Source organism: Planctomyces sp. SH-PL62, from assembly GCF_001610895.1.
In the GTDB taxonomy this organism is placed as follows: Bacteria; Planctomycetota; Planctomycetia; order Isosphaerales; family Isosphaeraceae; genus Paludisphaera.
This window is the reverse complement of record NZ_CP011273.1, coordinates 1147275-1174166: the sequence shown is the minus strand read 5'-3', so window position 1 is coordinate 1174166 and position 26892 is coordinate 1147275. Positions and strand designations below refer to the sequence as shown.

Below are 26892 nucleotides of genomic sequence, written 5' to 3'. Positions count from 1 at the left end.
TCGCGGCGACGCCCGAGGTCGCCCCGAGTCTGACGCCATGACGAACCTCAATACGAATCCGGCAGCCGACCGATCGCCGGGCTACCGCCGCGCCCCCCACTGGGCGGCGGTGCTGGCGGCGGTCTTCACGCTCCCCCTGCTGTACGTGGGGGGCTCGGTGACGACCTACCGCGTCGGCATGGCGGTCCCCGACTGGCCGACGACGTTCGGCATGAACATGTTCCTCTACGACTTCTGGAACGCCCCCTTCGGCGTCCAGGTCGAGCACAGCCACCGGCTCTACGGCGCGGCGGTAGGCGTGGCGATGATCGCGCTTTGCGCCTGGTTCTTCCTCCACGAATCCCGGCGGTGGATGAAGGTTTTCGGGCTCGCGGCGTTGGTCATGGTGATCGTCCAGGGGCTCCTGGGGGGCTACCGGGTGACGCAGAACTCGACGACCTGGGCGGCGGTCCACGGCTGCCTGGGCCAGGTCTTCTTCGCCACGACCGTCGCGCTGGCGACGTTCACCGGCCGCGACTGGCTGAGCGACGCGAAGCCCACCCCCGACGCCGGCGGGGTCCGCAAGCTGGCCGTGATCACGCTGCTCCTGATCGCCGCCCAGATCGGCCTCGGGGCCTGGGTGCGGCACTTCAGCGGGCAGGGTGCGGCCGTCTTCCACGGCATCGTCGGCACGGCGATCCTGGGGGTCGCGGCCCATCTGTACGTGAAGACCAAGAGGCTGGACCCGCCGAAGCCGTCGCTGCGATCGGCCGCGCGGGTGCAGGAGATCCTGGCGGGCGTCCAGATCCTGCTGGGGGTCGCGTCGTTCGTCGCGCTCTGGCCGTTCGACGGCACCCCCCGCGTGGTCGGCTTCTACCAGGCGGTGGTGCGCACCGTCCACCAGACCAACGGCGCGGTGCTGCTGGCGGCGTCGGTCGTCGCGACGCTGCGGGCGTTCCGCCATTTCGGGCCGACCTCGGCCACTTCGATCCCTTCGTCCCCTTCCTCGTCCACGTCCGAACCGACTGATTTGGAGGTCGTCGCTTGAAATCCGCCTCGCTGGGCGAATCCGCCCTCGCCGCCTCCGCCGCCGACGTCGTCACCCTGGACGAGGTCGAGAGCCGGACGTCGGCGTACATCTCGCTGACCAAGCCCCGCATCGTGCTGATGGTGCTGATCACGGTGGGCGTGGGCTTCCTGCTGGGCGCGCGCGGCAGCGCGCATCCGGCGACGCTGGCGATCACCCTGATCGGCTCGGCGCTGGTGGCCGGGGGGGCGAGCGCCCTGAACATGTACCTGGAGCGGGATCGCGACGCCTTGATGAAGCGGACGCGGCGGCGGGCGCTGCCGACCGGGCGGCTCGCCCCGATCGAGGCGGCGGTCTTCGGCGTCGCGATCGGCCTCGGCGGGACCCTGATCCTGCTGCTGGGCGCCGGCGCGACGGCCGCCGGGGTGGCCCTGGCGACGTTTCTGCTCTACGTCTTCGTCTACACCCCTCTCAAGCCGGTGACGACGCTCAACACGGCGATCGGGGCGGTGCCGGGCGCGCTGCCGCCGGTGATCGGCTGGTCGGCGGCGACCGGGACCCTGAGCGTCGAGGCCTGGACCCTGTTCCTGATCGTCTTCCTCTGGCAGTTCCCGCACTTCCTGGCGATCGCCTGGCTCTACCGCGACGACTACGCCCGGGGCGGGATGCGGATGCTCCCCGAGGTCGACCCGGCGGGCGTGATGACCGGCCGGCAGGCGACGCTCTACGCGCTGGCGCTCGTCCCGGCGGGACTCCTGCCGACCGTCGTGGGCCTGGCCGGGCCGTGGTACTTCCTGGGCGCCCTGGGCTTCGGCCTGTTCTACCTGGCGGCGTCCTTCCGGTTCTGGGCCGACGTCAACGAGGTCACCGCCCGTCGGCTGCTCCGGGCTTCGATCTTGTACCTTCCGGCGGTGCTGCTGCTGCTCGTGCTCAACCCCCTGCCCGCCTGACCGCGACCCGAGGTTCCCTCCACGATGGCCCAAGCGGAAGCCCCGACCCACGAAATGCAAGCCCACCACCATCCCCTCCCGGACGCGACTCCTGCGCCGGCGACTCCGGGGAAGGTCGCCGTGTGGCTGTTCCTGGCGACCGAGATCATGTTCTTCACGGGCCTGATCGGCACGTACATCGTCTGCCGAGCGGGGAGCCCTCCCACGGCGTACAGCAACCTCTTCGCGCCGACCACGCCCCTCGATCGGCTCGGGTCGGCCCGGGGCGTGCTCCTGGAAGCCCCCGGGGCCGATCCCGCCAAGGTTTCGGCGGCGATCGTCGCGGCGACTCACAAGGGGGACGAGGAGGTCGCCCACATTCTGGCGGCCGTCCCCCACGGCCTCGTCAACGGGCTGTTCGAGGAAGGGGCGACCACCCTCGCCGACGACCTCGCGAAGCTGGGGGCGACGGCCAAGGTCGTCTCGCTCGAGACGTCGAGCTGGCCCAAGCCGTATGATCCCCTGACCAACCCGCTGAGCATCGACCTGACGACGGTCAACACCTTCATCCTGATCTGCTCGTCGGCCACGATGGTCCTGGCGCTCTCGGCGATCCAGCGCGGGCGGAAGGTCCGCTGCTCGCTCTACCTGCTGGCCACCGTGGCCCTGGGGAGCCTCTTCCTGGGGATCCAGGTCTACGAATACCACGAGCTTCTGGAAGGGCGGATCTACCCGCCGGGGATCAGCCCGACCGGGCACTTCCGGCCGGGCGTGAGCCTCTTCGCCTCGTGCTTCTTCACCGTGACCGGGTTCCACGGGCTGCACGTCGCGGCCGGGGTGGTCACGCTCGCCCTGGTCTTCCTGGCGTCGCTTACCGGGCGATATTCGGCGAGGAACTTCGCGACGATCGAGTACGCGGGCCTGTACTGGCACTTCGTGGACGTGGTGTGGATCCTGCTGTTCACGATCGTCTACCTCGTCTGACCTGGCCCCGCATCGGGCCGCGCGCCGCAGAGGACCGATTCATGACCGAGACCATCGACGCCACGCCGACGCCGCCGGTCGTCCCCGCGACCCCCGCCCAGGCGGAGGCCGCCGCCGAGGCCGAGGCCCACGACCCCTACCTGAAGGTCCTGTTCGGCCTGATGGTGATGACGATCCTGGAGTACTTCTACGCCCGCGTGTTCAAGGACGCCCCCGGCCCGCTGATCTTCGGGCTGGTCTTGATGGCCGCGGCCAAGGCGTCGCTGGTGGGCTGGTTCTTCATGCACCTGAAGTATGAGCGCCTGTGGGTCTTCCTGGTGCTGGCCCCGGCCTGCGTCCTGGCCCTGATCCTGACCGCGCTGCTGTTCCCGGACTTCGTCATGCAGCACGAGCCGCTGGACGAGCCCGTACCGGCCACGGCGTCGGCCTCGGCGACGCCCCCGATCGCGTCCTGAGACCAAGATCCGCCGACCTCCATCGCTTGCGGGCGGGACGTCCCGCCCCCTCCCTCCCTCTGCTCCTCGACGATCGCCCCACGACTCGGGTCACCCCCGCGACCGACGGGCGACAGGTGGTGACACGTGCAACCGGCCTATCCTCGCGGCGTGCTGACGGTCGTCCTCGCCATCGTCCTCTCCGGGGGCCTCTGCCTGGCCTGGGTTCGGGCCACCGACGCGGCCCGGCCGGCGGGCCAGGATCTCGGCGAGGCCTCGACGCGGCTGGGGTCGTTCGCGCTCGTCGAGCGGTCGGGTGAAGCGGTGACCGACGCCGACTTCGCGGATCGGGTCGCGGTGGTCTCGTTCGTCTTCACGCGCTGCCAGCTCTCCTGCCCCCGGATCACGAGCATCATGAAGAGCCTGCAGGACCGGCTTGCGGGGGCCGACGTGCAGCTCGTCAGCCTTTCGGTCGACCCCGAGTACGACACGCCGGAGGTCCTCCGCGACTACGCGGATCGGTTCGGCGCGGACCGCGACCGCTGGTGGTTCCTGACCGGCCCTCGCGACCCGATCCTGGCGATGATCAACGAGAAGTTCCACCTCACGGCCATGACCAACCCCACGCCGGCGGCCGACGGGAGCGACGAGGCCGTCGTCCACAGCGACCGCCTGGCGCTGGTCGATCGGGGGACGGTCATCGGCCTGTTCGATTCGCGCGAGCCGAAGGCGCTGGAGGATCTGGTGGCGAAGGCCCGCCGGCTCGCCTCGCCCCGGTGGATCCGCACCCTCCCGGCCGTCAACGCGACCCTCAACGGCCTCTGCACGGTCCTCCTGCTCGCGGGCTGGGTCGCCATCCGACGGCCGTCCGGCTCGGCGAGCCTGGCCGCGACCGAGGCGCTGGCCTCGCCCACGGCCCCGGGCGGCTCGACGGTGCGAGCCCGGCTGTCGGCCCTGTTCGGCAACCCCGCGACGCGGGGCCACCTGCTGGCGATGTCGCTGGCGCTGTTGACCTCGGCCGTCTTCCTGAGCTGCTACCTCGTCTACCACTTCTTCGCCGGCGGGACGAAGTTCGCCGGCCACGGCTGGATCCTCTGGCTCTACCTGACGATCCTGCTGTCGCACACCCTCCTGGCGACGTTCTTCGTCGTCCCGCTCGTGGCCCTCACGGTGATCCGGGCCCTCAAGGGGGATTACGCCCGGCACGCCCGGATCGCCCAGGTCGCCTTCCCGATCTGGCTCTACGTCTCGATCACCGGGGTCGTCATCTACCTCATGCTCTACCAACTCCCGCTGGCCGAGCTGGGCTCCCCGAGCGCATGACTGGATGAACGCGCCGCCGGCATGCCGCCCCGCGAGCGGCCGTCAAGGGGGTTCCGGGAGTGGATGCGATCCTTGATGATTCCCGGCAACATCGGAGACGGAAGCGACCTTTTTGACGCCCATTTCGTAACATGGTCCTAAGGTCCTGGGCCAGCCGGCGTCGAACCGGGGTACGGCCTTCGCGTCGGGACGACCGCCGACCGAAGCAGGGCCGCCGTCCCGACCAACTCCTTTGAATCGACATCCATGCTTTTCCCCCTGAGCCTTCGACGAAGTTCGGGACGGGCCGTCGGTCGCAAGGGCGATCGTCCGCGCCTGGAGTGCGTGGAGCGTCGAGTGCTGCCGGCGACGTTCCTGGTGGAGACCGCGGCCGACGACGGGCCGGGCTCGCTGCGCTGGGCGCTGGCGGGGGCGAACGCGGACGTCGATCCGACGCCGACCACGATCCTGTTCGCCATCCCGGGCGACGGTCCGCGGACGATCCAGCTGCAATCGCCGCTGGCGCCGATCACCCGTCCGGTGCTGATCGAGGGGCGGTCGCAGCCGGGCTACCAGGGTGCGCCGCTGATCCGGCTGGACGGGTCGAACTCCGGCGCCGGCGTGTGGAACGGCCTGATCGTCTCGGGGGGCCGCAGCGTGATCGCGGGCCTGTCCGTCACCGGCTTCACGGGGGCGGGAATCATCCTGACGGGGGCCGGGGGGGACTTCGTCGAGGCGACCTACGTCGGGCTCCTCCCGGACGGCGAGACGCCCTCGGGCAACGGCGTGGGGGTGCTGATCCTGGGGTCGTCGGGCCACACGATCGGCGGGGCCGAGGGCCAGGGGAACCTGATCTCCGGCAATCGGGGAGCCGGCGTCCGGGTCGCGGCCGTCGAGGCGGGCGACGCGGCGCGCAACGTGATCCTCGGCAACCGGATCGGGACCGTCGCCTCGGGTGCGTCGGCGATGGGCAACGGGCAAGACGGCGTGACGTTCGTCGGGGCGACGTCCGGCCGGATCGTCGACAACGTGATCTCGGGCAATCAGGGGAACGGGATCACCCTGACGGGGCGGTCGGTGGGCAACCTCATTCTGGGGAACGTCGTCGGGCTGACGGCCGCCGGGCTGGAGCCGCTGGGGAATTCCCGAGACGGCGTCCTGGTCGACGGGTCGCCCGGGAACCAGATCGGCGGGCTTTCTCCGAGCGAAGGGAACCAGATCTCCGCCAACGCCGGCAGTGGCGTGCAGGCGGGGGGCGACGCCTCCGGCCTGATGATCCAGGGGAACCAGATCGGCTCCGACGCCTCGGGGACCCGGGCGCTCGGCAATCAGCAGAACGGCGTCACGCTGCGATCGAGCGGCGTGACCGTCGGCGGCAAATCCGACGGCGCGGGGAACCTGATCGCCTTCAACGGCCAGGGGACCACCGGCGCGGGCGTGCAGCTCATCGGCCTGGTCAGGCTCGACACGATCCTGTCGAACCGGATCTTCGCCAACTCGGGCCTTGGTATCGACTTCGGAAACGGTCCGACCCCCAACCACACCCCCGGCGAATCCGACGGCCCCAACGACTGGATCAACTCTCCGCTGCTGGCCGCCGCTTCCACCGACGGGTTGACGACCAGGGCCGACGGCTCTTTCCTGGGCGCGGCCTCGCGGAAATACACGATCCAGTTCTTCTGGAGCCGGAAGGTGGACCGCTCGGGGTTCGGGGAGGGGGAGCGGTTCCTGGGCGAGTCCCAGCTGACGACCGACGGGGACGGCCGGGCGAACTTCGCGCTCCCCATCCCGGCCTCCCTGACGGGAGGCTACCTCTCGGCCACGGCCACGGACGTGGCGGGGAACACGTCGGAGTTCTCGCAGTCCGTGCTGATCCGGCCGTACGCCGACCTGAACGTCACGATGCTCGCCACGCCGGCCCTGGCGCCGCAGGGCTCGCCGATCACGTTCACGGCCACCGTGACGAACCGGGGCCATCTCGTCGCCCACTCCGTCGACCTGATCGGCCGACTCCCCGGGACCGCGACGATCCTGTCGGCCCAGTCGAGCCAGGGGGGCCTCTCGATCGCGACGGACTCGGGCTCGGGGACGCAGCTCGCCTTCCGGGTCGGCGACCTGGACCCGGGGGCGTCGGCCGTCCTCACGGTCGTCGTGCAGCCCCCGATCGGCCTCGCCGGCGACTTCGTCGCCACCGCGTCGGCGACGATGACGGAACTGGACTCGCGCCCCGGGGACGAGTCGGCCGTCGCGACGGCCCGGCTCGCGGCCGTCGCCGACCTCTCGCTCGCGCTGGCCGGCGGGCCGTCCTCGGCCCATCGCGGCGACGTGCTGACCTACGTCCTGACGGCGGCCAACGCCGGGCCGGGGACCGCGACCAACGTGGTCCTGACCCTGCCGATCGGTGCCGGGGCGTCGTTCGTGGAGGCCAAGGGCCCGCAGGGGAATGGGAAGATCCAGGCCGGTCGGCTGGTGGTGAATCTGGGCTCGCTCGCATCCGGAGCTTCGGCAAGCGTGACGATCTCGCTGCGCGCCGACGCTTCGGGCGTCTACACCGCCGACGCCGTCCTGGCGAGCGACGCGTTCGACCCGGTCCCCCTCAACGCCTCGGCGACCCTGACGACCCTCGTCCTCGGCCGGACCGACCTGAAGCTGTCGATGCAGGCACCGGCCGTCGCCGCCCAGGGTCGCGACCTGACCTATTTCATCGTCGTCTCCAACGACGGCCCCGACACCGCGCGCAAGCTGGTCGTCCAGGACCTGATCCCCGCGCAGGCGGACTTCATCTCGGCCGATCTCGACGGCGGTACGACGTCGTTCGGAAACGGCGTCGTCACCGCCCGGCTCGATGCGCTGGCGAGCGGCGGCACGGCCACGATCCGGCTGGTCGTTCGGCCGTCGGCCGCGCCTGGCGTCGTCCTGACGAACGCGGCCCGGGTCACCGGCGACGTCGACGACGGCGACCTCGGCAACAACGTCGCCTGGCGCGAGACCACCGTCCGCCCGGCGGTCAACCTCGGCCTGACGATCGAGCCGACGTCCCCCACGATCCTCCAGGGGCAGGCCGCGACCTTCCGAATCCGGGTCTCCAACCAGGGCCCGGCGACCGAGCCCGGCGCGGTGCTCGCGGTCGTCGTCCCGGCCGGAGCGAAGCTCGGCCTCGGGTCCCGATTTCCGGGACCGCCGCCGACGCTCGCCGCCGGCGTGCTCACGTTCCGGCTGGGGGCGATCGGCGTCGGCGAATCGGCCGAAGTCACGATCGTCCTGACCCCGGACCCGAAGGCCGTCGGCCCGCTCGTCCTGGCCGCGTCCGTCGGGGGGGACTACGCCGACGTGAATTCGGCCGACGACGCGGCGACCGCCTCGCTGACCGTCCTCCCGGCCGCCGACCTGGCGGTCTATGTCGATCCGCCGTCGGCGGTCCACGAGAGATCGACGTTTCAGTACACTCTCACGGCGGCGAACCGCTCGGCCTCGGCGACGACCGGGGTGCGGCTCTCGGCGACCCTGCCGGAGGGGGTCGCGTTCGTCTCGGCCGTCGCCAGCCAGGGCTCCGCGCCCGTCTTCCAATCCGGGAGCGTCACGGTCTGGTTCGGGGACCTCGCCGGGTACTCGACCGCCACGGTGACGATCACCGTCCGGCCGACCTCGTCCGCGGGCGCCGTCCTGCTCCTCTCGGGAGCCGCGACCAGCGACCTCCCCGACCCGTCGAGCGTCAACGACGTCGGCCGGTACGCGGTCACCGTGTCGCCCGCCGTCGATCTGACGGTCCGCCTCCGACCCCTTCGGCCGGACGTCGAGCGAGGGGGCGACGTGACCTGGGTGGCCGAGGTCTGGAACGCGAGCCTCACCACGGCCACCGGCGTCGTGCTGGACATCCCCTACGAGGCCGGCGGGGCGTTCGTCGGGTCGGCGACCACGCAGGGGACGGTCCGGGCCTCGGGGGGGCGGATCACGGCCCTCGTCGGCACGCTCGCTCCGCGGGCTTACGCGACGATCGCCTTCGTCCTCAAAACCCAGGCCGTGGGGACGACGACGTTGACCGCCTTCGCCGCCGCCGATCAGTTCGAATCCAACCCCGACGACTCCCGATCGAGCGCCGCCGTCTCGGTCATCGAGCCGATCGGGACGCTTCGATTCGCCGCGCCGGAGGTCTCCGTCCCCGAGACCGCGGGCGTGGCCTGGATCACGGTCGAGCGTGCGGACGGCGCCCGGGGGACCGTGACCGTCCGCTACCGCACGACGCCCGGCGACGCCGTCCCCGGGGTCGATTATCAGCCGGCCGTCGGCGTGCTCACATTCCAGCCCGGCCAGAGCACCGCGGCCATCCCGATCTCGGTCCTCCCCTACGCGCACAACCGGGGGGACGCGTCCTTCGGCCTCATCCTTGAGGATGCGACCGGCGGGGCGGTCGTCGGCGACCTGACCACGACCCGGGTCGTCGTCAGGGATCTCGACCCGGACCGGATCGCCCCCACGGTCGATCGCGTCACGCTGCTCGGCGATCCCTCGTCGATCGGCGGCCTGGCGATCGGCTTCAGCGAGCCCCTCCGACCCGACTCCGCAACGAACGGCGCGGGGTACACGCTCTACGACCTCGGCCCCAACGGAGTCTTCGGCGACGGCGACGACTCGCCGATCGCCTACGCGGGTCCCGGTTACGACCCGACGACGCGGACCGTCTATCTCACCCCCGCGGCCCCGATGGTCCTCGGGCGGAATTACGCGGTCGTCGTCCGAGGAGCGGGGGGCGCCGCCCTGACCGACGTGGCCGGAAACCCGCTCGGCGGGGGCTTCGACTTCGTGGGCCTCTTCGCCCGGGGCACCTCGCTGAAATACACGGACTCCAACGGCGACGCCGTGTCGCTCCAGGTCAAGAACGGCGGCTATCTCGACCTGATCCGCTCGGCCGCCGGGGAAGCCCGGCTGCTGTCGCTGCGGGGAGTCGTCCCTGGCAAGACCCAGCTCTCGGGGACCGTCTCGAAACCGCGAACCGGCGGCGACGGCGTGACCCGGATCGACGCCGTCGAGGGCCTTGGCGCGTTCGGCGACGTCCGAGTCGCACTCAAGAGCCCGCCATTCCTCACGGCGGGCCTGCCGGTCAGCCTCCCCCGCCCCATTCGACCGATCACCGCCCCTCTGGTCCGCCCCGGCTTCCGGGTCGGCGGCCTGGTTCGCCAACCCGCACGTTCGCGATGAGGGGGGCCGCCGTCGTCCCTTGCCGACGGCGGACGAAGCCTCTAGATTGGTTCCTGAAGCGTCCTTGACCCCAAACCCGTTTGGAGCGTTCCCTTGCGACCCATGCACCGAGGACTCGGAATCGGGGTCGTCGCGATCGCGACCCTCCTGATGATGGAGCCGGCCCCGGCGCGGGCGTGCCCGAACTGCAAGGAGGCGCTCTCGGCGCAACCGGGGAATGAAACGCTGCTGGCCGATGGGTTCAACTGGAGCATCCTGGTGATGCTCGGCGTCCCCATCGGCCTCCTGAGCGTCGGCGGGCTGGCGGTGCGTCGTGCGGTCCGGCTGGGCGTCCTGCCGGAGATGTGAACGCCCGACTCAGGCGGGCCGGAGCCGTCCGGCCGGCGTGTTCTGCGCGAGGTCGTCGACCATCTCGAGCACGGCGCGCTCCACGGCGCGTCGCCAGTCGGCCCCCGGTTCGCCGCGGAAGGCGGGCTTGTTGTAGGCGAAGGTCACGCCCCGCGAATTGTTGACGAGCGCCCCCTGCCCGTTCGGATCGAAACCCGCCGCGATGTCCTTCGAGGTCCCCCCCTGGGCGCCGTAGCCGGGGACCAGGAACAGCACGCCCGGAAGCTCCTCGCGCAGCTCGGCGAGTTCCGCGGGGTAGGTCGCGCCGACGACGGCGCCGACGAGGTTGTATCCCTCCGCGCCTTGCCTCCCCTTCCCCCACTGCTTGAGCCGATCGGCGACGTGACGATAGACGGGCCGACCGTCGCAGACCAGGTCCTGGAACTCCCGGGCCGAGGCGTTGCTCGTGCGGACCAGGACGAAGACCCCCTTGTGCTCGCGAGCGGCGATCTTCACGAACGGGTCGATCCCGTCGCTGCCCAGGTAGGGGTTGATCGTCATCGCGTCGACGTCCCAGGAGGTTTCGAAGGCCTCGCCGACGGGCGTCTTGCCGAGATAGGCCCGCGCGTACGCCTCGGCCGTCGAGCCGATGTCGTTGCGCTTGCCGTCGAAGATCACCAGGACGTCCCGCTTCCGGGCGTGCTCCACGGTCGCGTGCAGAGCCGCGACCCCTTCCGGGCCGTACGCCTCATAGAAGGCCGACTGGAACTTGATGAGCGGGACGAGCGGAGCGACGACGTCGACCACCTCGCAACCAAACTCCCGGAGGGCGTCCGCCACGCCGGAACGCGTGCCCGGGAACCGCTCCAGGAACCCCGGGGGGAGCTCCTCGGGCCTCGGGTCGATCCCCACGATCACCGGATTCCCTTTGCGCCGCACGGCTTGCACCACTCGATCGCCGAATTCCACGCGTCTTCCCCCCTCCACGATTGACAGAATCTCCTAATACCCTACAATAAAACCCGTCGAGCGAACACATGCCGAGGGCGACCAAAGCTGTTTTCCAAAACGACAATCGGGGCGTAGCGCAGCTTGGCTAGCGCGCTAGCTTGGGGTGCTAGAGGTCAGGGGTTCAAATCCCCTCGCCCCGACTGAACGAAACACGAAACCCGGGACGGACTTGCCATAAGCGGTCCGCCCCGGGTTTCGGTCGTTTGTGCCCGACCGCCCCGAACGGAGCCACTCGTCGCATGAGCAGCACCCATCCCAAGGGCCTCGACGGCCTTCGCGTGGCGATCTTCGAGGCCCGGATGGCGGGCAGCCTGGCCGACCTGGTGACTCGTCACGGCGGCGTCCCGATTCCCGCCCCGGCGCTTCGCGAGATTCCCCTGGAAGACAACCCGGCCGCCCTCGAATTCGTCGAAGGGCTGGCCGCCGGGGCGTTCGACCTCGTCATCTTCGAGACCGGCGTGGGCGTCCGCTACCTGGTCGAAGCGGTCGCCCCTCGGTTCTCGCGAGAGGATCTCGTTGCAGCCCTTCGTCGGACGACCGTGGTCGCTCGCGGGCCGAAGCCGTCGACGGCGCTCCGGGAACTGGGCGCCTCGATCGACATGCAGGTCCCGGCGCCCAACACCTGGCGCGAGACGCTCGCCCTGCTCGACGAGCGACGACCCGTCGCCGGCCTGCGGGTCGCGGTCCAGGAGTACGGCAAGCCGGTCCCCGAATTGACCGAGGGACTGGCGGGGCGCGGGGCGACGGTGACTCGCGTCCCGGTCTATCGCTGGGCCATGCCCGAGGACGTCGCGCCGCTCCGCTCGGCCCTGGCCGAACTGGCCTCGGGACGGATCGGCTCCGCGCTCTTCACGGCCGCTCAGCAGGTCGAGCACGTCGTCGAACTCGCCAGGGCCGAGGGGATCGAGGACGCCCTCCGCGAGGCGTTCTCCCGTAGCGTGGTGGTCGGCTCGGTCGGCCCGACGACCTCCGCCGCGCTCCGCGCCCACGGCCTGCCGGTCGACGTCGAGCCCGAGCACCCCAAATCCGGCCACCTCGTCGCCGCGGTCGCCGCGGCCTGGCGTGGGATCGGCAAGGCGTCTTCCGGCTCATCCTGATGATAGGATCTCGCCGGTCGCTTGCGACGACGTACGCCGGAGATCCTCCGCACCCTCCCCCGCCGTCGTCGGCCGCCCTATAATCGAATCATCAAACAAGCCGCGAGACGATGACGTCCGGCTCCGGGGCGGAACGACGAGGCGACCACGACTTGAACGCGTCGCCTCGGCCCGAGGAGGGCCTGTCACGGTTGGGGTCGCCGACCTGGCGATCGACTTCCACCGGCCGTTTGCGCCCGCGCCGGATCCGCAGCGATCGAAGGGGTTGATGATGTGGTCTTTCGCCTGGATGAACCTGGTCACCCGCCCTTCGCGAACCGCCCTGGCGGTGCTCGGGCTGACGATCCCGGTGCTGGCCTTCCTCGCGCTCTTCAGCCTCTCCGGCGGCATCCGTCACCTGATGGGCGATACGCTCGCGGGCATGGACAACCTGATGGTCATGAGCGCGAACGCCCCGGCCCCGGTGTTCAGCGACCTCCCCCCCGGGACCGGAGACGTGCTGCGCCAGATTTCCGGCGTGCGCGCGATCGCGGCGGAGGTCTGGAAGCTGGCCCCGCCGATCGACGGCCAGGGCGGCGGGGGGCTGGCCGGGGCCGCTCTCCGTGCGATGACGAAACCGCAGGACCAGGGGCTCGGCGGCATCAGCCTGACCACCATCCAAGGCCAGGATATCCCCGCGCACGCCAGGCTCAAGAACGTGACGATCCGCCAGTCGCTGCTGCCCGCCTCGAAGGGCGGAGGCCGAATGCTCGACGAGTCGGACGTCGGCCGGCCGAACATCCTGATCAGCTCCCGGATCGCCCGCGAGCACCCTGACGCCGACGGCTCGGCCCGGAAGGTCGGCCAGACGATGCGGATCGGCGGCCAGGATTTCACGATCGTCGGCCTCTTCAACACCGGCTCGCTGCTGATCGACTCGACGATCGTCATGGACATCCATACGGCCCGCAAGCTGCTCAACCTGGGCCCCGACGTCGTGTCGACCTACAACGTCGAGTTGGAGGAGACCACCGAGCGGGACGCCCTGGCCGAGCGGATCGCGCAGGCGGCCCCCGGACTTCGGGTGCAGCGGATCTCGCAGTTCAACATCTCCGTGGGTGCGATCATGGGGCGGCTCGACCTGCTCCTGCTCCTCGCGGTCGCCCTGGCCGTGCTCGTCGGCGGCGTGGGGATCGCCAACACGATGCTGATGAGCACGTCGGAACGCTACGTCGAGTTCGGCGTGATGCGGACCAACGGGTGGACCCGGCGCAACGTGCTGGCCCTCGTGACGGCCGAAAGCTCGCTGCTGGGCCTGCTTTCCGGGCTCCTCGGCACGGGGCTGGCGACGCTCGGAGTGCTCGCCGTCAACCGTTTTCTCGACGGCTTCACCCTGGAAATGAGCCCGAGACTGATCACCGTCGGCCTGGCCGGCGCGCTCGCGATCGCCACGCTGTCGGGCCTCTATCCCGCGTGGAGGGCGTCCCGGATGACCCCGATGGACGCGATCCGACGCAGCGACGCCTGACGACGCCCCGCGCGTGGACGCCGTCGCCCCACGCGACGAACCGACCCTTTTCGGAGCCCCTGCCGTGATGATCGCCGCCGTCGATGTCCACAAGACGTTCCAGAGCGGCGACGAGGTCGTCGAGGCGCTGCGTGGGGTGACGTTCCAGGCCCCGGCCGGTTCGTGCAACTTCATCGTGGGCCCGTCCGGCTCGGGAAAGAGCACCCTGCTCTACCTGCTCGCCGCGCTCGACGTCCCCACGTCGGGGACGATCCGCGTGGCCGATCACGACATCACCACCATGTCCGAAGACGAGCGCGACGGATTCCGGCGCAACCGCGTGGGGTTCGTCTACCAGTCGTTGAACCTGATCGGCAACCTCACGGCGGTCGACAACGTCCTGTTGCCTTACATCCCGCTGGGAATCACCTCCGAACTCCGCGAGAAGGCTTGCGACCTGCTCATGCAACTCGGCCTGGGCGCCCGGCTGAAGCGCCGGCCGAGGCAGTTGTCCGGCGGCGAGCAACAGCGGGTCGCGATCGCCCGCGCCCTGATCAAGGACCCGGTCGTAATCTACGCCGACGAGCCGACGGGGAGCCTCGACCGCGCCGGCGGCACCCGGATCATCCAGCTCCTCCGCGATCGCCAGGAGGCCGGAGGCCCCACGCTCGTCATCGTCACCCACGACCGCCGGTTCATCGGTTCCGGAGACAACGTCGTGGAGATCGAGGACGGACGGGTCAAAGGCGTGCCCGAGCCCTCCCCCGCGTCCAGCGCCGCGGACTTGACGACGTGAGGGACGCGGGGAACAGGCGACGAACCGATCCCTGACGACGCCGCGATCATTCCTCAACAGACGGTCGTCTCGGTTGTACGAAGGGGTCTCAGCGGCGTGATCCTGTTTCCCCTGGCCGACAGGGTCTGCCTCGATCAGCCACCGAGGTCGTCGGTGGAGTCGTCGCGGACGGCTTCCGGCCTCCCTGACCAGCGCGGGACGCCCGGCACCTCCAGGTCGAACAGGTCGAGGGCGCGAGCGGCGGTGTGATCGATGATGTCCTGGATCGTGCGCGGCCGCGAGTAGAACGCCGGGACCGGCGGCATCACGACGGCTCCCATCTCGGTCGCGCCTAGCATCGCCCGGAGGTGGCCGGCGTGAAGCGGGGTCTCGCGCACCAGAAGGACCAACCGCCTCCGCTCCTTAAGGGTGACGTCCGCCGCCCGGGTCAGCAGCGAGGCGGTGGCGCACGAGGCGATTTCCGCCAGAGTCCGGATCGAGCACGGAGCCACGATCATCCCCATCGTCCGGAACGAACCGCTGGCGATCGCGGCGCCGACGTCCGCCGCCGGGTAGTGGACGTCCGCCATCCCCTCCAGGTCCCGGGCCGACAGATCCGTCTCATAGCTGCGGGTCAGGTGGCCCGCCTTCGAGACGACCAGATGAGTCTCCACGCCGGCTGCGCGGAGGAACTCCAGCACCCGGACGCCATAGGCGATGCCCGTCGCGCCAGAGATGCCGACGATGATCCGTCGCCGCTCGTTCATGACGTCCTCCCGCCCTCCAGTGGCGTCCTTGCAGATCGGGGGGGTTCAGGTGGCGTGATCCACCAGGATGATGCGATTGCCGTCGGGGTCGTAGCCGTAAATCTCCCGGCCGTGCGAGCCCCGCATGATCGGGCTCGGAGACGGGCCGCCGAACCGCGCCAGCTCGACCGCCGCGCTCTCAACATCGGCGACGACAAACACCAGGCTCAGCCCGCCCTGCCGATCTGGGGGATTGCGAAATCGGTCGGCCCCATCGGCCCGGGGCCTGAAGATCGCCAGGTGAAATCCCCCCGGAAGGTGAAACTCCGCGTGCACATCATTCGTGCGGACGTCGGGCTCGCGGCCGAGGATAGCGGTGTAAAACGTGACCGACGCCTCGAAGTCTCCGGACCCGATCGCAGCGAACGCTTCGGTGAACTGGATCGCCAAGGTGGCTTCTCCGTGCGGACAGGGTCTCGCCATTCCGGAATCGCCCCGCGATCCGGAAACGACGTCCAGCGATTCCGGGAGAGCGGCATGCCAGCCAATATAGGGGTCCGGATCACCGATTGCGAGTTCGGATCGCGTGGAGACCACCGCCCCCCCGCCGGAAACGATCGAGAAGAGGGTCGCCGGCAACGGATCAGCAGAACCAGGGGCCGGGGTGCCGTGCGGTTCGGAGGCGGGGCAGCGGGGTTCGAAACGAAGACGCCCCCGCCTTGGGGGCGGGGGCGTCTCTGGGGGATTCCGGCGATGACCGACTTTCGCGCCTGAGCACTATCATGGGCCCGTCGGGCTTAACGGCCGTGTTCGGAATGGGAACGGGTGTGGCCCCGACGGTATGGTCGCCGGAAAAACGGCCGGCGGGGGTTTCGCCCCGCCGGGCGTGGATCTCGGTGGGTCGGTCGATACGTCACGAGGCGAGCGGTTCGTCCACTCCAGCTTCCGATCTCGAGGATCACGGACCCGGGGTCCGGACCGGGAGTCGGCCGGTTTCACTTCGGCGAGGCTCGCCGTGCGGAGGATCTTGCAGCCGCCGCGACCCGGGCCCGGCTCCGCGTGCGGAGGGGACGGATCGGGGTGGTCAAGCCGCTCGGCTGTTAGGACCGGTCGGCTGAGGCGGTCGCCCGCCTTGCACTTCCGGCCTATCGACCTGGTCGTCTTCCAGGAGCCTGTGCGGGACATGCCCGCTGGAGACCTCATCTCGGAGAGGGCTTCGCGCTTAGATGCTTTCAGCGCTTATCCCGTCCCGACCTGGCTACCCGGCGGTGCCGCTAGCGCGACAGCCGGCACACCAGAGGTCGGTCCTCCCCAATCCTCTCGTACTAGGGGAGAAGCTCCTCAAGTCTCCTACGCCCACGGCAGATAGGGACCGACCTGTCTCACGACGGTCTGAACCCAGCTCGCGTACCGCTTTCATTGGCGAACAGCCAAACCCTTGGGACCTTCTCCAGCCCCAGGATGCGATGAGCCGACATCGAGGTGCCAAACCTCCCCGCCGCTAGGGACGCTCGGGGGAGATCAGCCTGTTATCCCCGGAGTACCTTTTATCTGTTGAGCGACGGCCTTTCCATCCAGCACCGCCGGATCACTAACGCCGACTTTCGTCCCTGCTCGACCCATCGGTCTCGCAGTCAGGCGCCCTTCTACGTTTGCGCTCGCGTTGCCCGATTGCCGACCGGGCTGAGGGCACCATTGCGCTCCTCCGTTACTCTTTGGGAGGAGACCGCCCCAGTCAAACTGCCCGATGAGCACGGTCCCGGTACGGGCTGCGTACCGGTGAGGGCCGACGATCATTCAGGGTGGTATTTCACCGTTGGCTCGCCGACGGCTGGCGCCGCCGGGTCGAAGCCTCCCACCTATCCTACACAGAACGAGCATCGGACCAGTGCCAACCTGCAGTAAAGGTTCACGGGGTCTTTCCGTCTAACCGCGGGTACGTGGCATCTTCACCACGACTACAGTTTCACCGGGTCCCTCGTGGAGACAGCGCTCCAGTCGTTACGCCATTCATGCAGGTCGGAACTTACCCGACAAGGAATTTCGCTACCTTAGGACCGTCATAGTTACGGCCGCCGTTTATCGGGGCTTCGGTCGCCGGCTTCGCTTGCGCTGACCGCCTTCCTCAACCTACCGACACCGAGCAGGCGTCAGACTCTATACGTCCTCTTGCGAGTTGGCAGAGTCCTGTGTTTTTGATAAACAGTCGCTAGAGCCGATTCTCTGCGGCTCCCCCCTCGCGGAGGGAGCACCCCTTGTACCGAAGGTACGGGGTCATTTTGCCGAGTTCCTTCACGAGGGTTCTCCCGAACGCCTTCGGATTCTCACCTGGCACACCTGTGTCGGATTGCGGTACGGGCCGGCGGATCGTCCCGAGGGGGCTTTTCGCGGCCGGATTCTCTCGAGCTTCCAGATCGAATGCTGTCGGCCTTGCGGCACGGGGGCGTCTACCACCCCGACTCGAGAATCCTCCGGCGTCCTCCCTCGTTCAACCTCCCCGCCGGGTGACGGAATATTAACCGTCTGCCCATCGACTACGCCCTTGGGCCTCGTCTTAGGACCCGACTGACCCTGGGCGGATTGACCTTCCCCAGGAAACCTTGTGCTTTCGGCGGACGGGCTTCCCACCCGTCTTGTCGTTACTCGTTCCGGCATGCGCACTCGACGCCGCTCCACGGCTCCTCACCGGTGCCGCTTCGACGCTGGCGTCGACGCTCTCCTACCATTCTTGCGAATCCGCGACTGCGGCACGACGCTTAGTCCCCGTCATTTTCGGCGCGGGATGGCTCGACCGGTAAGCTGTTACGCACTTTTGAAATGGTGGCTGCTTCTAAGCCAACATCCCGGCTGTCACGGCGATCCCACTTCCTTTGCCACTGAGCGTCGCTTTAGGGGCCTTGGTCGGCGGTCTGGGTTGTTTCCCTCTCGAGCATGAAGCTTATCCCCCACGCTCTGACTCCCGGGGTCCGACGCACGGTATTCGGAGTTGGGTTCCGATGGGTAGCCGGGGAGGCCCCCAAACGGATTCCGTCGCTCTACCCCCGTGCGTTACTTCCCGAGGCTGGCCCTAAAGCCATTTCGGAGAGAACGAGCTATCTCCAGGTTTGATTAGACTTTCACTCCTCCCCACGGGTCCTCCCCCAGTTTTTCAACACTGGTGGGTTCGGTCCTCCACGGCCGGTTAGGGCCGCTTCAACCTGCCCATGGGTAGTTCACCTGGTTTCGCGTCTATCGCGCCCGACTGAGTCGCCCTGTTCAGACTCGCTTTCGCTGCGGCTCCCCCCCTGAAGGGGTTAACCTGGCCGGACACGATAACTCGCCGGATCATTATGCAAAAGGCACGCGGTCAGCCCGACTTGCGTCAGAGGCCTCCCACCGCTTGTAGGCGCGGGGTTTCAGGTTCAGTATCCTCCCCTTGTCGGGGTTCTTCCCACCGTTCGGTCGCCCTACTGGGTTCGCTATCGGTCGTCGTCGAGTACTTAGCCTTGCGGGATGGTCCCCGCGAATTCAGGCCGGGTTTCCCGTGCCCGACCCTACTTGGGCGACCGGATGAGGAACCGCCGCTGCACCTACGGGGCTGTCACCCGCTCCGGCGCGATTTTCCAAACGGCTTCGGTTCGCGTTGGTTCCTCGTGATTCCGGGCCCTCGACCCCGGACGGTGACCCGTCCGGTTTGGGCTCTTCCCCGTTCGCTCGCCGCTACTGAGGGAGTCTCGGTTGATTTCCTTTCCTCCGGGTACTGAGATGTTTCAGTTCCCCGGGTGTTCCTCGGGCATTCCGGGATCGACGCTCGTTATGCAGCTCCCCCGGACTTATCGCAGCCTTCCACGCCCGAATTCCTGACGACGCCTAGGCATTCCCCCCGCGCCCTTAGGGGCTTGACCACGCCGATCGGGCCCCCGCGCCTGGGAAGGCGCGGGCCTCTCGACGGGCAGCCGCTCGATTCTTCGCTTCGCGATTCCTCGCCAAGCCGGACAGGGGATTCGACCCCGGCGTCTCGCGACGCGGGAGCCGGCCCAAGGCCCGATCCAGATCCTAAAGGGTTCGTGTTCTTCGAGGCCGCCCCGACTCGCGTCGCGGCGGCGTGAAACTGTAGTGGAGTATGCCACTCGCCCTTCCCGCCGGTGCGTGGCGGCCCGCGTCCGAGGACGCCGACCGCACGACCCGCGTTGGGGCTCGTGTCGAATCCGCCCCGCTTGGGGCCCCCCCGCCCCGAGGGGCGAAGCGGCCGGCCGCGGCCGGATTCGTGTATCGACCAACCACCGAATTGTCAAAGAGGCTCGCGGCCGGCGGACCTGCGTCCGCCGCCCGGGCCCTGGCGCCTGGCCAGGGGGCGAGGCCGTCCCTCGAAGAGGACGGCCCCGCCCCGCGTCCAGGAGGCGAGGGTGGGAACGTCGACCCGCCCGGCGGGGGCCGGGCGGGCGACGCGTGTTCCGATCGATCGCGGCCCCGGGCCGCCTGAGGCGGACCCGGAAGGCCGGGCGCGGGGCCCGGCGTGATGGAGAGAGGCGGATGCGCGAGCGGTTTCGGCTTTCAAACCCTCGGGGGGAGCAGGCGTACGGGCGTCTCCTCGGGGTCCGAGGCGGCGCCGACGAGCCGTGGGGGCCGACGAAGGAGGCCTGGCGGCAACCTTCGCGATCCGGCGTCCCCGGCTTGGTTTTCCAAGTTTCCTTAGAAAGGAGGTGATCCAACCGCAGGTTCCCCTACGGTTACCTTGTTACGACTTAGTCCCCATCACGGGTTTCATCTTCGGCGCCTGCCTTTCGGCTCCGACGACTTCGGATGCCCCCCGCTTTGGTGGCTTGACGGGCGGTGTGTACAAGGCTCAGGAACACATTCACCGCGGCAATGCTGATCCGCGATTACTAGCGATTCCAGCTTCATGCGGGCGAGTTGCAGCCCGCAATCCGAACTGAGGGACGGTTTTTGCGATTAGCGCGGCCTTGCGGCCTGGCGACGCTTTGTCCGCCCCATTGTAGCACGTGTGCAGCCCTGGGCATAAGGGCCATGATGACTTGACGTCGTCCCCGCCTTCCTCCGGCTTGACGCCGGCGGTCTGATCAGAGTCCCCGCCATGACGCGCTGGCAACTGATCACAGGGGTTTCGCTCGTTACGGGACTTAACCCAACACCTCACGGCACGAGCTGACGACAGCCATGCAGCACCTGCACAGGTTCCACCTTGCGGCGTCGCCGACGTTTCCGCCGGCTAATCCCTGCATGTCAAGCCCAGGATAAGGTTCTTCGCGTAGCCTCGAATTAAGCCACATGCTCCACCGCTTGTGTGAGCCCCCGTCAATTCCTTTGAGTTTCAGCCTTGCGACCATACTCCCCAGGCGGAGCACTTCACGGTTTCCCTGCGGCAGGGAGCCCATCGGCGAGCCCCCTACCCAGTGCTCATCGTTTACGGCTAGGACTACCGGGGTATCTAATCCCGTTCGCTCCCCTAGCTTTCGCGTCTCAGCGTCAGTAGACGTCCAGGGTCTCGCTTTCGCCACGGGCGTTCCTTCCGATCTCAACGCATTTCACCGCTCCACCGGAAGTTCCAGACCCCCCTACGTCCCTCCAGACCGGCCGTTTCGTGCCGCGTTCCCCGGTTGAGCCGGGGGATTTCAGGCGCCGACGCACCGATCCGCCTACACGCGCTTTAAGCCCAGTGATTCCGAATAACGTTCGCACGGTTCGTCTTACCGCGGCTGCTGGCACGAACTTAGCCCGTGCTTCCTCCAGGGATCGATCAAGCCCCTTGCAGGGCCTTTCTCCCCCTCGACAGGAGTTTACAACCCGAAGGCCTTCGTCCTCCACGCGGCGTCGCTCGGTCAGGCTTGCGCCCATTGCCGAAGATTCTCGACTGCAGCCTCCCGTAGGAGTCTGGGCAGTGTCTCAGTCCCAGTGTGCCGGGCCACGCTCGCACGCCCGGTAGGCATCGAAGGCTTGGTGGGCCGTTACCCCGCCAACGACCTAATACCACGACGGCCCGTCCCGAGGCGGACGGATCCTTTGGCGAAGCGTCGATGCCGACGCCCTCGCATCGCTGGGGATTACCCGCAGTTTCCCGCGGCTATACCCATCCTCGGGGTTGGTTGCCGTCGCCTTACTCACCCTTCCGCCACTGGCCCCTTGCGGGGCCCGTGCGACTTGCATGCCTAATCCACGCCGCCAACGTTCATTCTGAGCCAGGATCAAACCCTTCACAATGGTCCTCGGACCGTTCGTCCCCCCGAAGGAGGCCTTCCCGATCTCCGGTCCCCATCCTCGAAGAGGTCTGAGGAATGCTCGGCGATCCGTCCTTCATGACCCCCCGCCCCGCCCGAAGGCGTGACGGCTGGCCGCGAGTCCGGATGCGCCACCGGTCCTTGCGGCCGCCCCGACGTCGTTGCGAGGTCCAGGACCTGGGCCTCCGACGTCCCGATGGGACGATCCCGCACGCCGGCTCCCCTCAAGGGTTCGCCCGCGGTACGCGTTCCGAGGGGCTGGTGGCCCCTTCCCGCGTCCCGCACTCGCTACGCATCGTTCTCTCCGCCCCGCGTCCTGCGACGCGAGGCTCGTTCCACGATCGACCGGATTGTCAAAGAGCGGCGATCCGCTTCGCCCCGGCCCTGCGGCCGTCCCGAAGCCCCCGCCTTCCGAGCCTCCCCCCGCCGCGACTCGACGTTTTCGGCCGACCTGGTCGTTGTTGGCGACTCGGTCGGCCGTTCGTTTCGTCTCGGCGTCGTTCGTCTCGACAGGGGTAATATTAGCAGGGAATCGCTCGGGGTCAACAGCCCACCGTTCATCGACTGCGAAAACGAGTTTGATAAGACATGCAACGTCTTCAAGAGAAATGACTTAAACTCAGTTCCTAAGATCGAATATTCTTGGTAATCGCGGCTTCCTGCCAGCGTCTTCCTCGCTGTACCGAGTCGTTCTACGAAGTGGAAGGCGACGTTTACCGGGCCTAAACCAATAGGTCTGACGCCTTCTTCCTTTATAGTGCGTCGAATATAGTGCGTCGAACGACCTTTTGTGGTGCGCCTTCTCCCATAAGCTTCTGGTCGGCCCTTCTGCCGGCCCCTTGAGGAACCTCTGAAAAGAGTCTGAGGGCCGGCTTCCTGGGTGGTTCGACGGCGATCATGGACTCTTCCTCAACGGAGGAGGGCGGACGTGATTGACGCCTGGCCCGAGATTCCCACGTTCGAGAGAGCCGGTGGAACTTCATGGAGACAATGCAACCGCATCACACCTTTGCGCCTATGAGCGACACCTGATCACCTGGGAGGCTTGCTTTACCTCTCAAGGTCTTGTACAAAGGGAGTGGTACAAGATTTGTTGAATGTATCTAAGACGACCGTGTTGATTGTTCTGGGTGCCGGTCGTTTTGGTCCTCGACCTCCCGACGATTTTTTTTGAGGATTCGACGGTCTGGCCGCTTCCCCGCCCTCGCCTCCGCCCTCGTCCTACCGTGGTTGCCGCGACGGCGTGTCGACGTCCTCCTTCGACGTCGGTCCCGATCTTCCTTCTCTCGCCACAGCAGGGTCGGCTCGCTATGAAACTCTTCAAGTTCTCGCTCGCGCGTCTGCTTCCGATCGTCGTGGCCCTGGCCGTGCTTGGTCTGCGGGGCGGGAGCTTCTCCAGGGCGGAGGAGCCTTCGAGGGGTGAGGCGATCTACATGAAGCAGTGCCTCTCTTGCCACGGCAAGGCGGGCGAAGGGAGCGAGGAGTATCCTTACGCCCTGGTGGGGGACAAGTCCGTCAAGGAGCTGAGTCGCTACATCAGCAAGACGATGCCCGAGGACGACCCGGGGAGCTGTGTCGGCGAGGACGCCGATCAGGTGGCCGCGTATCTCCACGGCGCGTTCTATTCGAGTCTCGCGCAGGCGCGCAACAAGCCGGCCCGCATCGAGCTGTCTCGCCTGACGGTGCGCCAGCATCAGAACGCCCTGATCGACCTCATCGGGTCGTTCCGCGGCCCGATGGAATGGGACGGGCCCAAGGGGTTGCAGGGGGTTTACTCCAAGTCGCACCAGCATTGGAAGAAGGAAGATCGAATCATCGACCGAGTCGATCCCACGGTGCAGTTCGATTTCGGCGTCAACTTGCCGGACTCGGACGAGGTGGGTCATCGGTTCTTCGTCCGGTGGGAGGGGGGCGTGCTGGCGCCCGATACGGGCGATTACGAGTTCGTCGTCCGGACGGAGCACTCGACGAGGCTGTGGGTCAACGACACCGAGAAACCGTTGATCGACCGTTGGGTCAAGTCGGGGGACGATACGGAGTTTCGCGAGACGGTCCGGCTGATCGGGGGTCGGGTCTATCCGATCCGGCTGGAGCTCTCGAAGGGGAAGCAGGGCGTCGACGACAGCAAGAAGGTGACGCCGCCGCCGACCCCGGCGACCATCGCGCTGCTCTGGAAGCGTCCGAAGGCGGTCGTCGAGCCGATCACGGCGCGTTACCTCTCGCCGAAGAAGACCCCGGAGCTGTTCGTCCTCCAGACCCCGTTCCCGCCCGACGACCGGAGCATGGGGTATGAGCGAGGGACGTCGGTTTCCAAGGCCTGGGACGACGCCACGACCGACGCGGCGCTTGAGACCGCGGCGTACGTCGCCGATCGGCTGGACAAACTCGTCCAGGTGAAGCCGGATGCGGCGGATCGGGAGGCGAAGGTCCGCGAGTTCTGCGTCAAGTTCGTCGAACGGGCCTTCCGCCGACCGCTCACCGAGGAGCAGAAGGCGGCCTATGTGGACCATCGGTTCGGCGAGGGCGTCGCCCTGGAAACGGCCGTCAAGAAGGTGGTCCTGGCGAGCTTGAAGTCGCCGATGTTCCTCTATCAGGAGCCAGCGGGGACGCTCGACGATTACGACGCGGCCTCGCGACTCTCGTTCGGCCTTTGGGATTCGCTCCCCGACTCCGCGCTCCTGGAGGCCGCCGCCAAGGGGGAACTGAAGACGCGGGATCAGGTGGCCGGACAGGCCGAGCGGATGGTGGAGGACCTGCGGACGAGGGCCAAGTTTCGGGAGTTCCTGCTCCAGTGGCTGAAGGTCGACCGCGTGACCGATCTTTCGAAGGACGCCACGCTCTTCCCCGGCTTTGATGAGACGATTGCGAGCGACCTGCGGACCTCGCTGGAGATGTTCCTGGAGGAAGTCGCGTGGTCGGAGGGATCGGATTTCCGCCGGTTCCTGGCAGGCGACGAGCTGTATCTGAACGGCCGCCTCGCCCAGTTTTACGGGGCCTCGCTGCCGGCCGACGCGCCGTTCCAGAAGGTGAAGCTCGGCGACGAGCCTCGCGCGGGGCTGGTGACGCACCCGTACCTGATGGCGAGCAACGCATACACGGCGACGAGCTCGCCGATCCATCGGGGGGTCTTCCTGACCCGAGGCGTGCTGGGCCGGTCCTTGCCGCCGCCCCCCGAGGCGGTCGCTCCGCTGGCTCCCGACCTGCACGCGGACCTGTCGACCCGGGACCGAGTGGCCCTGCAAACGAGCCCCAAGGCGTGCCAGGTCTGCCACACGATGATCAATCCGGTGGGATTCGCGCTGGAGAATTACGACGCCGTGGGCCGATTCCGCAAGGAGGAGAACGGGAAGCCGATCGACGCGACGGGGGAATACCACTCGCGATCGGGCGAGACGATCCCGTTCACCGGCCCGCAGGATCTCGCGAAGTATCTGGGGGAAACCGAGGAGTCGCACTCGGCGTTCACCCAGCAGTTGTTCCACTATCTGGTCAAGCAGCCGATCAACGCGTTCGGCCCCGACGAGCTGAAGACGTTGACCGCGGCGTTCGAGAAGCAGGATTTCAACATCCGTCGGTTGATGGTGGAGGTCATGTCGGCGTCGGCGTTGACCCCGCGCCGCGCCTCGGACAAGAATCAGGAAGCCGCGCCGAGCGTCGCGACCACGCCTTGAATCCCTGGAAGTACTGACGACTTCGCCTTCGTACTCGCGCGAAGCGTGCAACGATTCGACCTGTTCATCCCCCCGGCGATGCGTCGCCACGTTCCTCACGGAGACGAGACATGGCACGGACCCGAACACGACGCGCGTTCCTCCGCGACCTCGGTCTCAGCGCGGCGGCGCTGCCTTTCGTCCTCAACCTGCCGAGCCTGGGATTCGCCGGGACGGCCGGGCGGAAGAAGCGGCTGGTAGTCATGTTCAGCCCCAACGGCGTGATTCCGAAGGCGTTCTGGCCTGACGAGGAAGGGGCCGACTTCAAGCTGAAGCAGAGCCTGTCGCCGCTTGAGCCGTTCAAGGATCGCACGCTGATCCTGAACGGGGTCTGCGACAAGGTCCGGGGCGACGGCGACAACCACATGCGCGGGATGGGCTGCCTCCTGACGGGGATCGAGCTGTTCCCCGGCAACATCCAGGGAGGTTCCGACACCCCGGCGGGATGGGCCAGCGGGCTCTCGATCGACCAGGAGATCAAGAAGAAGTACCAGGCCGACGAGGCGACGCGGACCCGGTTCGGCTCGCTCGAATTCGGCGTAATGGTGCCCGAGCGGGCCGACACCTGGACCCGCATGGTCTACGACGGCCCGAACAAGCCGATCGCCCCGATCGACGACCCCTACCAGATGTTCTCGAAGCTCTACGGCCGGATGAAGGACCAGGAGAGCCTCAAGAGCATCCTCGACGACGTGAAGGGGGACCTCAAGAAGATCGAATCCGCCGTGAGCGTCGAAGACCGGCGCATCCTGGAGGAGCACGCGACCTTCGTCCGCGAGATGGAGCGGGAGCTGACGAGCGACGACGGGGCCGGCCTGGACCATCCCGTGCCGGAGCTCGAGCCCGGCATCAAGACGGTCAACGACGAGATCCCCAAGATCAGCAAGACGCAGATCGACCTGATGGTGCAGAGCTTCGCGGCCGACTTCTCGCGGATCGCCACGCTCCAGTACACGAACTCGGTCGGCATGGCGAAGATGAACTGGATCGGCGTGCCGGAAGGCCACCACGAACTCTCGCACAACCCGGACAGCGACGAGGCGTCGGTCGAGAAGCTGATCAAGATCAACACGTGGTTCTGCGAGCAGATGGCCTACCTGGCCAGGCGGCTGGCCGAAACGCCCGAGCCCGGCGGCCCAGGCTCCCTGCTCGACAACACGACGATCATCTGGACCAACGAGCTGGGCAAGGGGAACTCGCACACGCTCGACGACATCCCGTTCGTCCTCGTGGGCAACGGCCTCGACTTCAAAATGCGCCGGTCGCTCAAGTACAAGAAGGTGCCGCACAACCGGCTCCTGCTCTCGATCGCCCACGGCATGGGTCATACCGAGCTCAAGAGGTTCGGCAACCCCGACCATTGCGGCGACGGTCCGCTTTCCGACCTGACCTGACCTGACCCCACGCCATCCGACCGGGCTCCGTCCGACCGGGCGACTCGTCTGGTACATCGGCCCTTTGCGGCCGACCTTGCATTCGAACACGGCTCGGGGGGAGTTCCCAGGACTCCTCTTCCGAGCCGTCTTTTCGCGCCGTCGGGACAGGCTCGCCGACCCGGCCGCGCCGTGATGGGACGCGGCCCGAAGATGTTCGGCCTGGGATCGAATCGAGAAAACCCGATGAAGTCGGCGTTCGAGACGCGCCGGGGCCGTCGCGGCTTGCTACGATGCGGCC

15 protein-coding genes, 1 tRNA gene and 3 rRNA genes are annotated in these 26892 nt (G+C 68.0%); 13 read left to right on the top strand and 6 right to left on the bottom strand.

Annotation, left to right across the window (positions count from 1 at the left end; all coding sequences use genetic code 11):
• Positions 1-37: 37 nt before the first annotated feature.
• The 7 genes from VT85_RS04540 (at position 38) to VT85_RS04510 (ending at position 10199) form a co-directional block, all read left to right on the top strand.
• Positions 38-1027, top strand: coding sequence for a COX15/CtaA family protein (locus VT85_RS04540; RefSeq protein WP_068411143.1), 990 nt, complete (start codon positions 38-40; stop codon positions 1025-1027).
• A complete protein-coding gene (cyoE, locus tag VT85_RS04535; RefSeq protein WP_068411141.1) occupies positions 1024-1956 on the top strand; it encodes a heme o synthase in 933 nt (310 codons plus the stop codon). Before VT85_RS04540 ends, cyoE begins: the two co-directional genes overlap by 4 nt.
• 24 nt (positions 1957-1980) lie before the next feature.
• Entirely contained in the window at positions 1981-2919 is a 939-nt protein-coding gene (locus VT85_RS04530) for a heme-copper oxidase subunit III (protein WP_082858360.1), read from the top strand.
• Positions 2920-2960: 41 nt separating this feature from the next.
• Entirely contained in the window at positions 2961-3374 is a 414-nt protein-coding gene (locus tag VT85_RS04525; RefSeq protein ID WP_068411136.1) for a cytochrome C oxidase subunit IV family protein, read from the top strand.
• A 126-nt stretch (positions 3375-3500) separates the two neighbouring features.
• On the top strand, positions 3501-4676 hold the full coding sequence (locus VT85_RS04520; protein WP_068411131.1) for a DUF420 domain-containing protein: 1176 nt from the start codon (positions 3501-3503) through the stop codon (positions 4674-4676).
• A gap of 324 nt (positions 4677-5000) precedes the next feature.
• The gene (locus tag VT85_RS04515) at positions 5001-9851 is read left to right on the top strand and encodes a Calx-beta domain-containing protein (RefSeq protein ID WP_197491088.1); all 4851 of its coding nucleotides are present in this window, start codon (positions 5001-5003) and stop codon (positions 9849-9851) included.
• A gap of 93 nt (positions 9852-9944) precedes the next feature.
• The gene (locus VT85_RS04510) at positions 9945-10199 is read left to right on the top strand and encodes a hypothetical protein (protein WP_197491087.1); all 255 of its coding nucleotides are present in this window, start codon (positions 9945-9947) and stop codon (positions 10197-10199) included.
• 9 nt (positions 10200-10208) lie between these two features.
• Here VT85_RS04510 and pyrF read toward each other — a convergent pair whose 3' ends face one another.
• Entirely contained in the window at positions 10209-11129 is a 921-nt protein-coding gene (pyrF, locus tag VT85_RS04505) for an orotidine-5'-phosphate decarboxylase (RefSeq protein WP_255376999.1), read from the bottom strand.
• Between the two features lie 125 nt (positions 11130-11254).
• Here pyrF and VT85_RS04500 point away from each other — a divergent pair.
• The 4 genes from VT85_RS04500 (at position 11255) to VT85_RS04485 (ending at position 14568) form a co-directional block, all read left to right on the top strand.
• Positions 11255-11329, top strand: a tRNA-Pro gene (locus tag VT85_RS04500).
• A gap of 99 nt (positions 11330-11428) precedes the next feature.
• The gene (locus tag VT85_RS04495; RefSeq protein ID WP_068411120.1) at positions 11429-12286 is read left to right on the top strand and encodes a uroporphyrinogen-III synthase; all 858 of its coding nucleotides are present in this window, start codon (positions 11429-11431) and stop codon (positions 12284-12286) included.
• 268 nt (positions 12287-12554) lie between these two features.
• Positions 12555-13793 carry an ABC transporter permease gene (locus tag VT85_RS04490; protein ID WP_197491085.1) on the top strand — a complete coding sequence of 413 codons (1239 nt, stop codon included), beginning with the start codon at positions 12555-12557 and terminating at the stop codon, positions 13791-13793.
• 67 nt (positions 13794-13860) lie between these two features.
• On the top strand, positions 13861-14568 hold the full coding sequence (locus VT85_RS04485) for an ABC transporter ATP-binding protein (RefSeq protein ID WP_068411104.1): 708 nt from the start codon (positions 13861-13863) through the stop codon (positions 14566-14568).
• 134 nt (positions 14569-14702) lie between these two features.
• Here VT85_RS04485 and VT85_RS04480 read toward each other — a convergent pair whose 3' ends face one another.
• The 5 genes from VT85_RS04480 to VT85_RS04460 all read right to left on the bottom strand — a co-directional run bounded on the left by VT85_RS04480 (position 14703) and on the right by VT85_RS04460 (position 21491).
• Entirely contained in the window at positions 14703-15314 is a 612-nt protein-coding gene (locus VT85_RS04480) for a UbiX family flavin prenyltransferase (RefSeq protein ID WP_068411101.1), read from the bottom strand.
• 45 nt (positions 15315-15359) lie between these two features.
• The gene (locus tag VT85_RS04475) at positions 15360-15743 is read right to left on the bottom strand and encodes a VOC family protein (RefSeq protein WP_068411097.1); all 384 of its coding nucleotides are present in this window, start codon (positions 15741-15743) and stop codon (positions 15360-15362) included.
• Between the two features lie 295 nt (positions 15744-16038).
• Positions 16039-16146: ribosomal RNA gene (gene rrf, locus VT85_RS04470) — 5S ribosomal RNA — on the bottom strand.
• A 227-nt stretch (positions 16147-16373) separates the two neighbouring features.
• Positions 16374-19177 (bottom strand): 23S ribosomal RNA (locus VT85_RS04465).
• Positions 19178-19968: 791 nt separating this feature from the next.
• Positions 19969-21491 (bottom strand): 16S ribosomal RNA (locus VT85_RS04460).
• Together the 16S, 23S and 5S rRNA genes form the textbook arrangement of a ribosomal RNA operon.
• Positions 21492-22818: 1327 nt before the next feature.
• On the opposite strand from VT85_RS04460, the gene VT85_RS04455 reads away from it, so the two are divergent.
• The gene (locus VT85_RS04455; protein WP_068411094.1) at positions 22819-25179 is read left to right on the top strand and encodes a DUF1592 domain-containing protein; all 2361 of its coding nucleotides are present in this window, start codon (positions 22819-22821) and stop codon (positions 25177-25179) included.
• A gap of 110 nt (positions 25180-25289) precedes the next feature.
• Complete coding sequence (locus VT85_RS04450; protein WP_068411092.1) at positions 25290-26612, top strand: DUF1552 domain-containing protein; 1323 nt, start codon at positions 25290-25292, stop codon at positions 26610-26612.
• Positions 26613-26892: the final 280 nt, after the last annotated feature.

What these genes read in the sequence shown, in the direction of transcription:
- VT85_RS04540 (WP_068411143.1), top strand. Translation starts at nt 38, where the DNA reads ATGACGAACCTCAATACGAATCCGGCAGCCGACCGATCGCCGGGCTAC.
- VT85_RS04530 (WP_082858360.1), top strand. Translation starts at nt 1,981, where the DNA reads ATGGCCCAAGCGGAAGCCCCGACCCACGAAATGCAAGCCCACCACCAT.
- VT85_RS04525 (WP_068411136.1), top strand. Translation starts at nt 2,961, where the DNA reads ATGACCGAGACCATCGACGCCACGCCGACGCCGCCGGTCGTCCCCGCG.
- VT85_RS04495 (WP_068411120.1), top strand. Translation starts at nt 11,429, where the DNA reads ATGAGCAGCACCCATCCCAAGGGCCTCGACGGCCTTCGCGTGGCGATC.
- VT85_RS04490 (WP_197491085.1), top strand. Translation starts at nt 12,555, where the DNA reads ATGATGTGGTCTTTCGCCTGGATGAACCTGGTCACCCGCCCTTCGCGA.
- VT85_RS04485 (WP_068411104.1), top strand. Translation starts at nt 13,861, where the DNA reads ATGATCGCCGCCGTCGATGTCCACAAGACGTTCCAGAGCGGCGACGAG.
- VT85_RS04480 (WP_068411101.1), bottom strand. Translation starts at nt 15,314, where the DNA reads ATGAACGAGCGGCGACGGATCATCGTCGGCATCTCTGGCGCGACGGGC.
- VT85_RS04455 (WP_068411094.1), top strand. Translation starts at nt 22,819, where the DNA reads ATGAAACTCTTCAAGTTCTCGCTCGCGCGTCTGCTTCCGATCGTCGTG.
- VT85_RS04450 (WP_068411092.1), top strand. Translation starts at nt 25,290, where the DNA reads ATGGCACGGACCCGAACACGACGCGCGTTCCTCCGCGACCTCGGTCTC.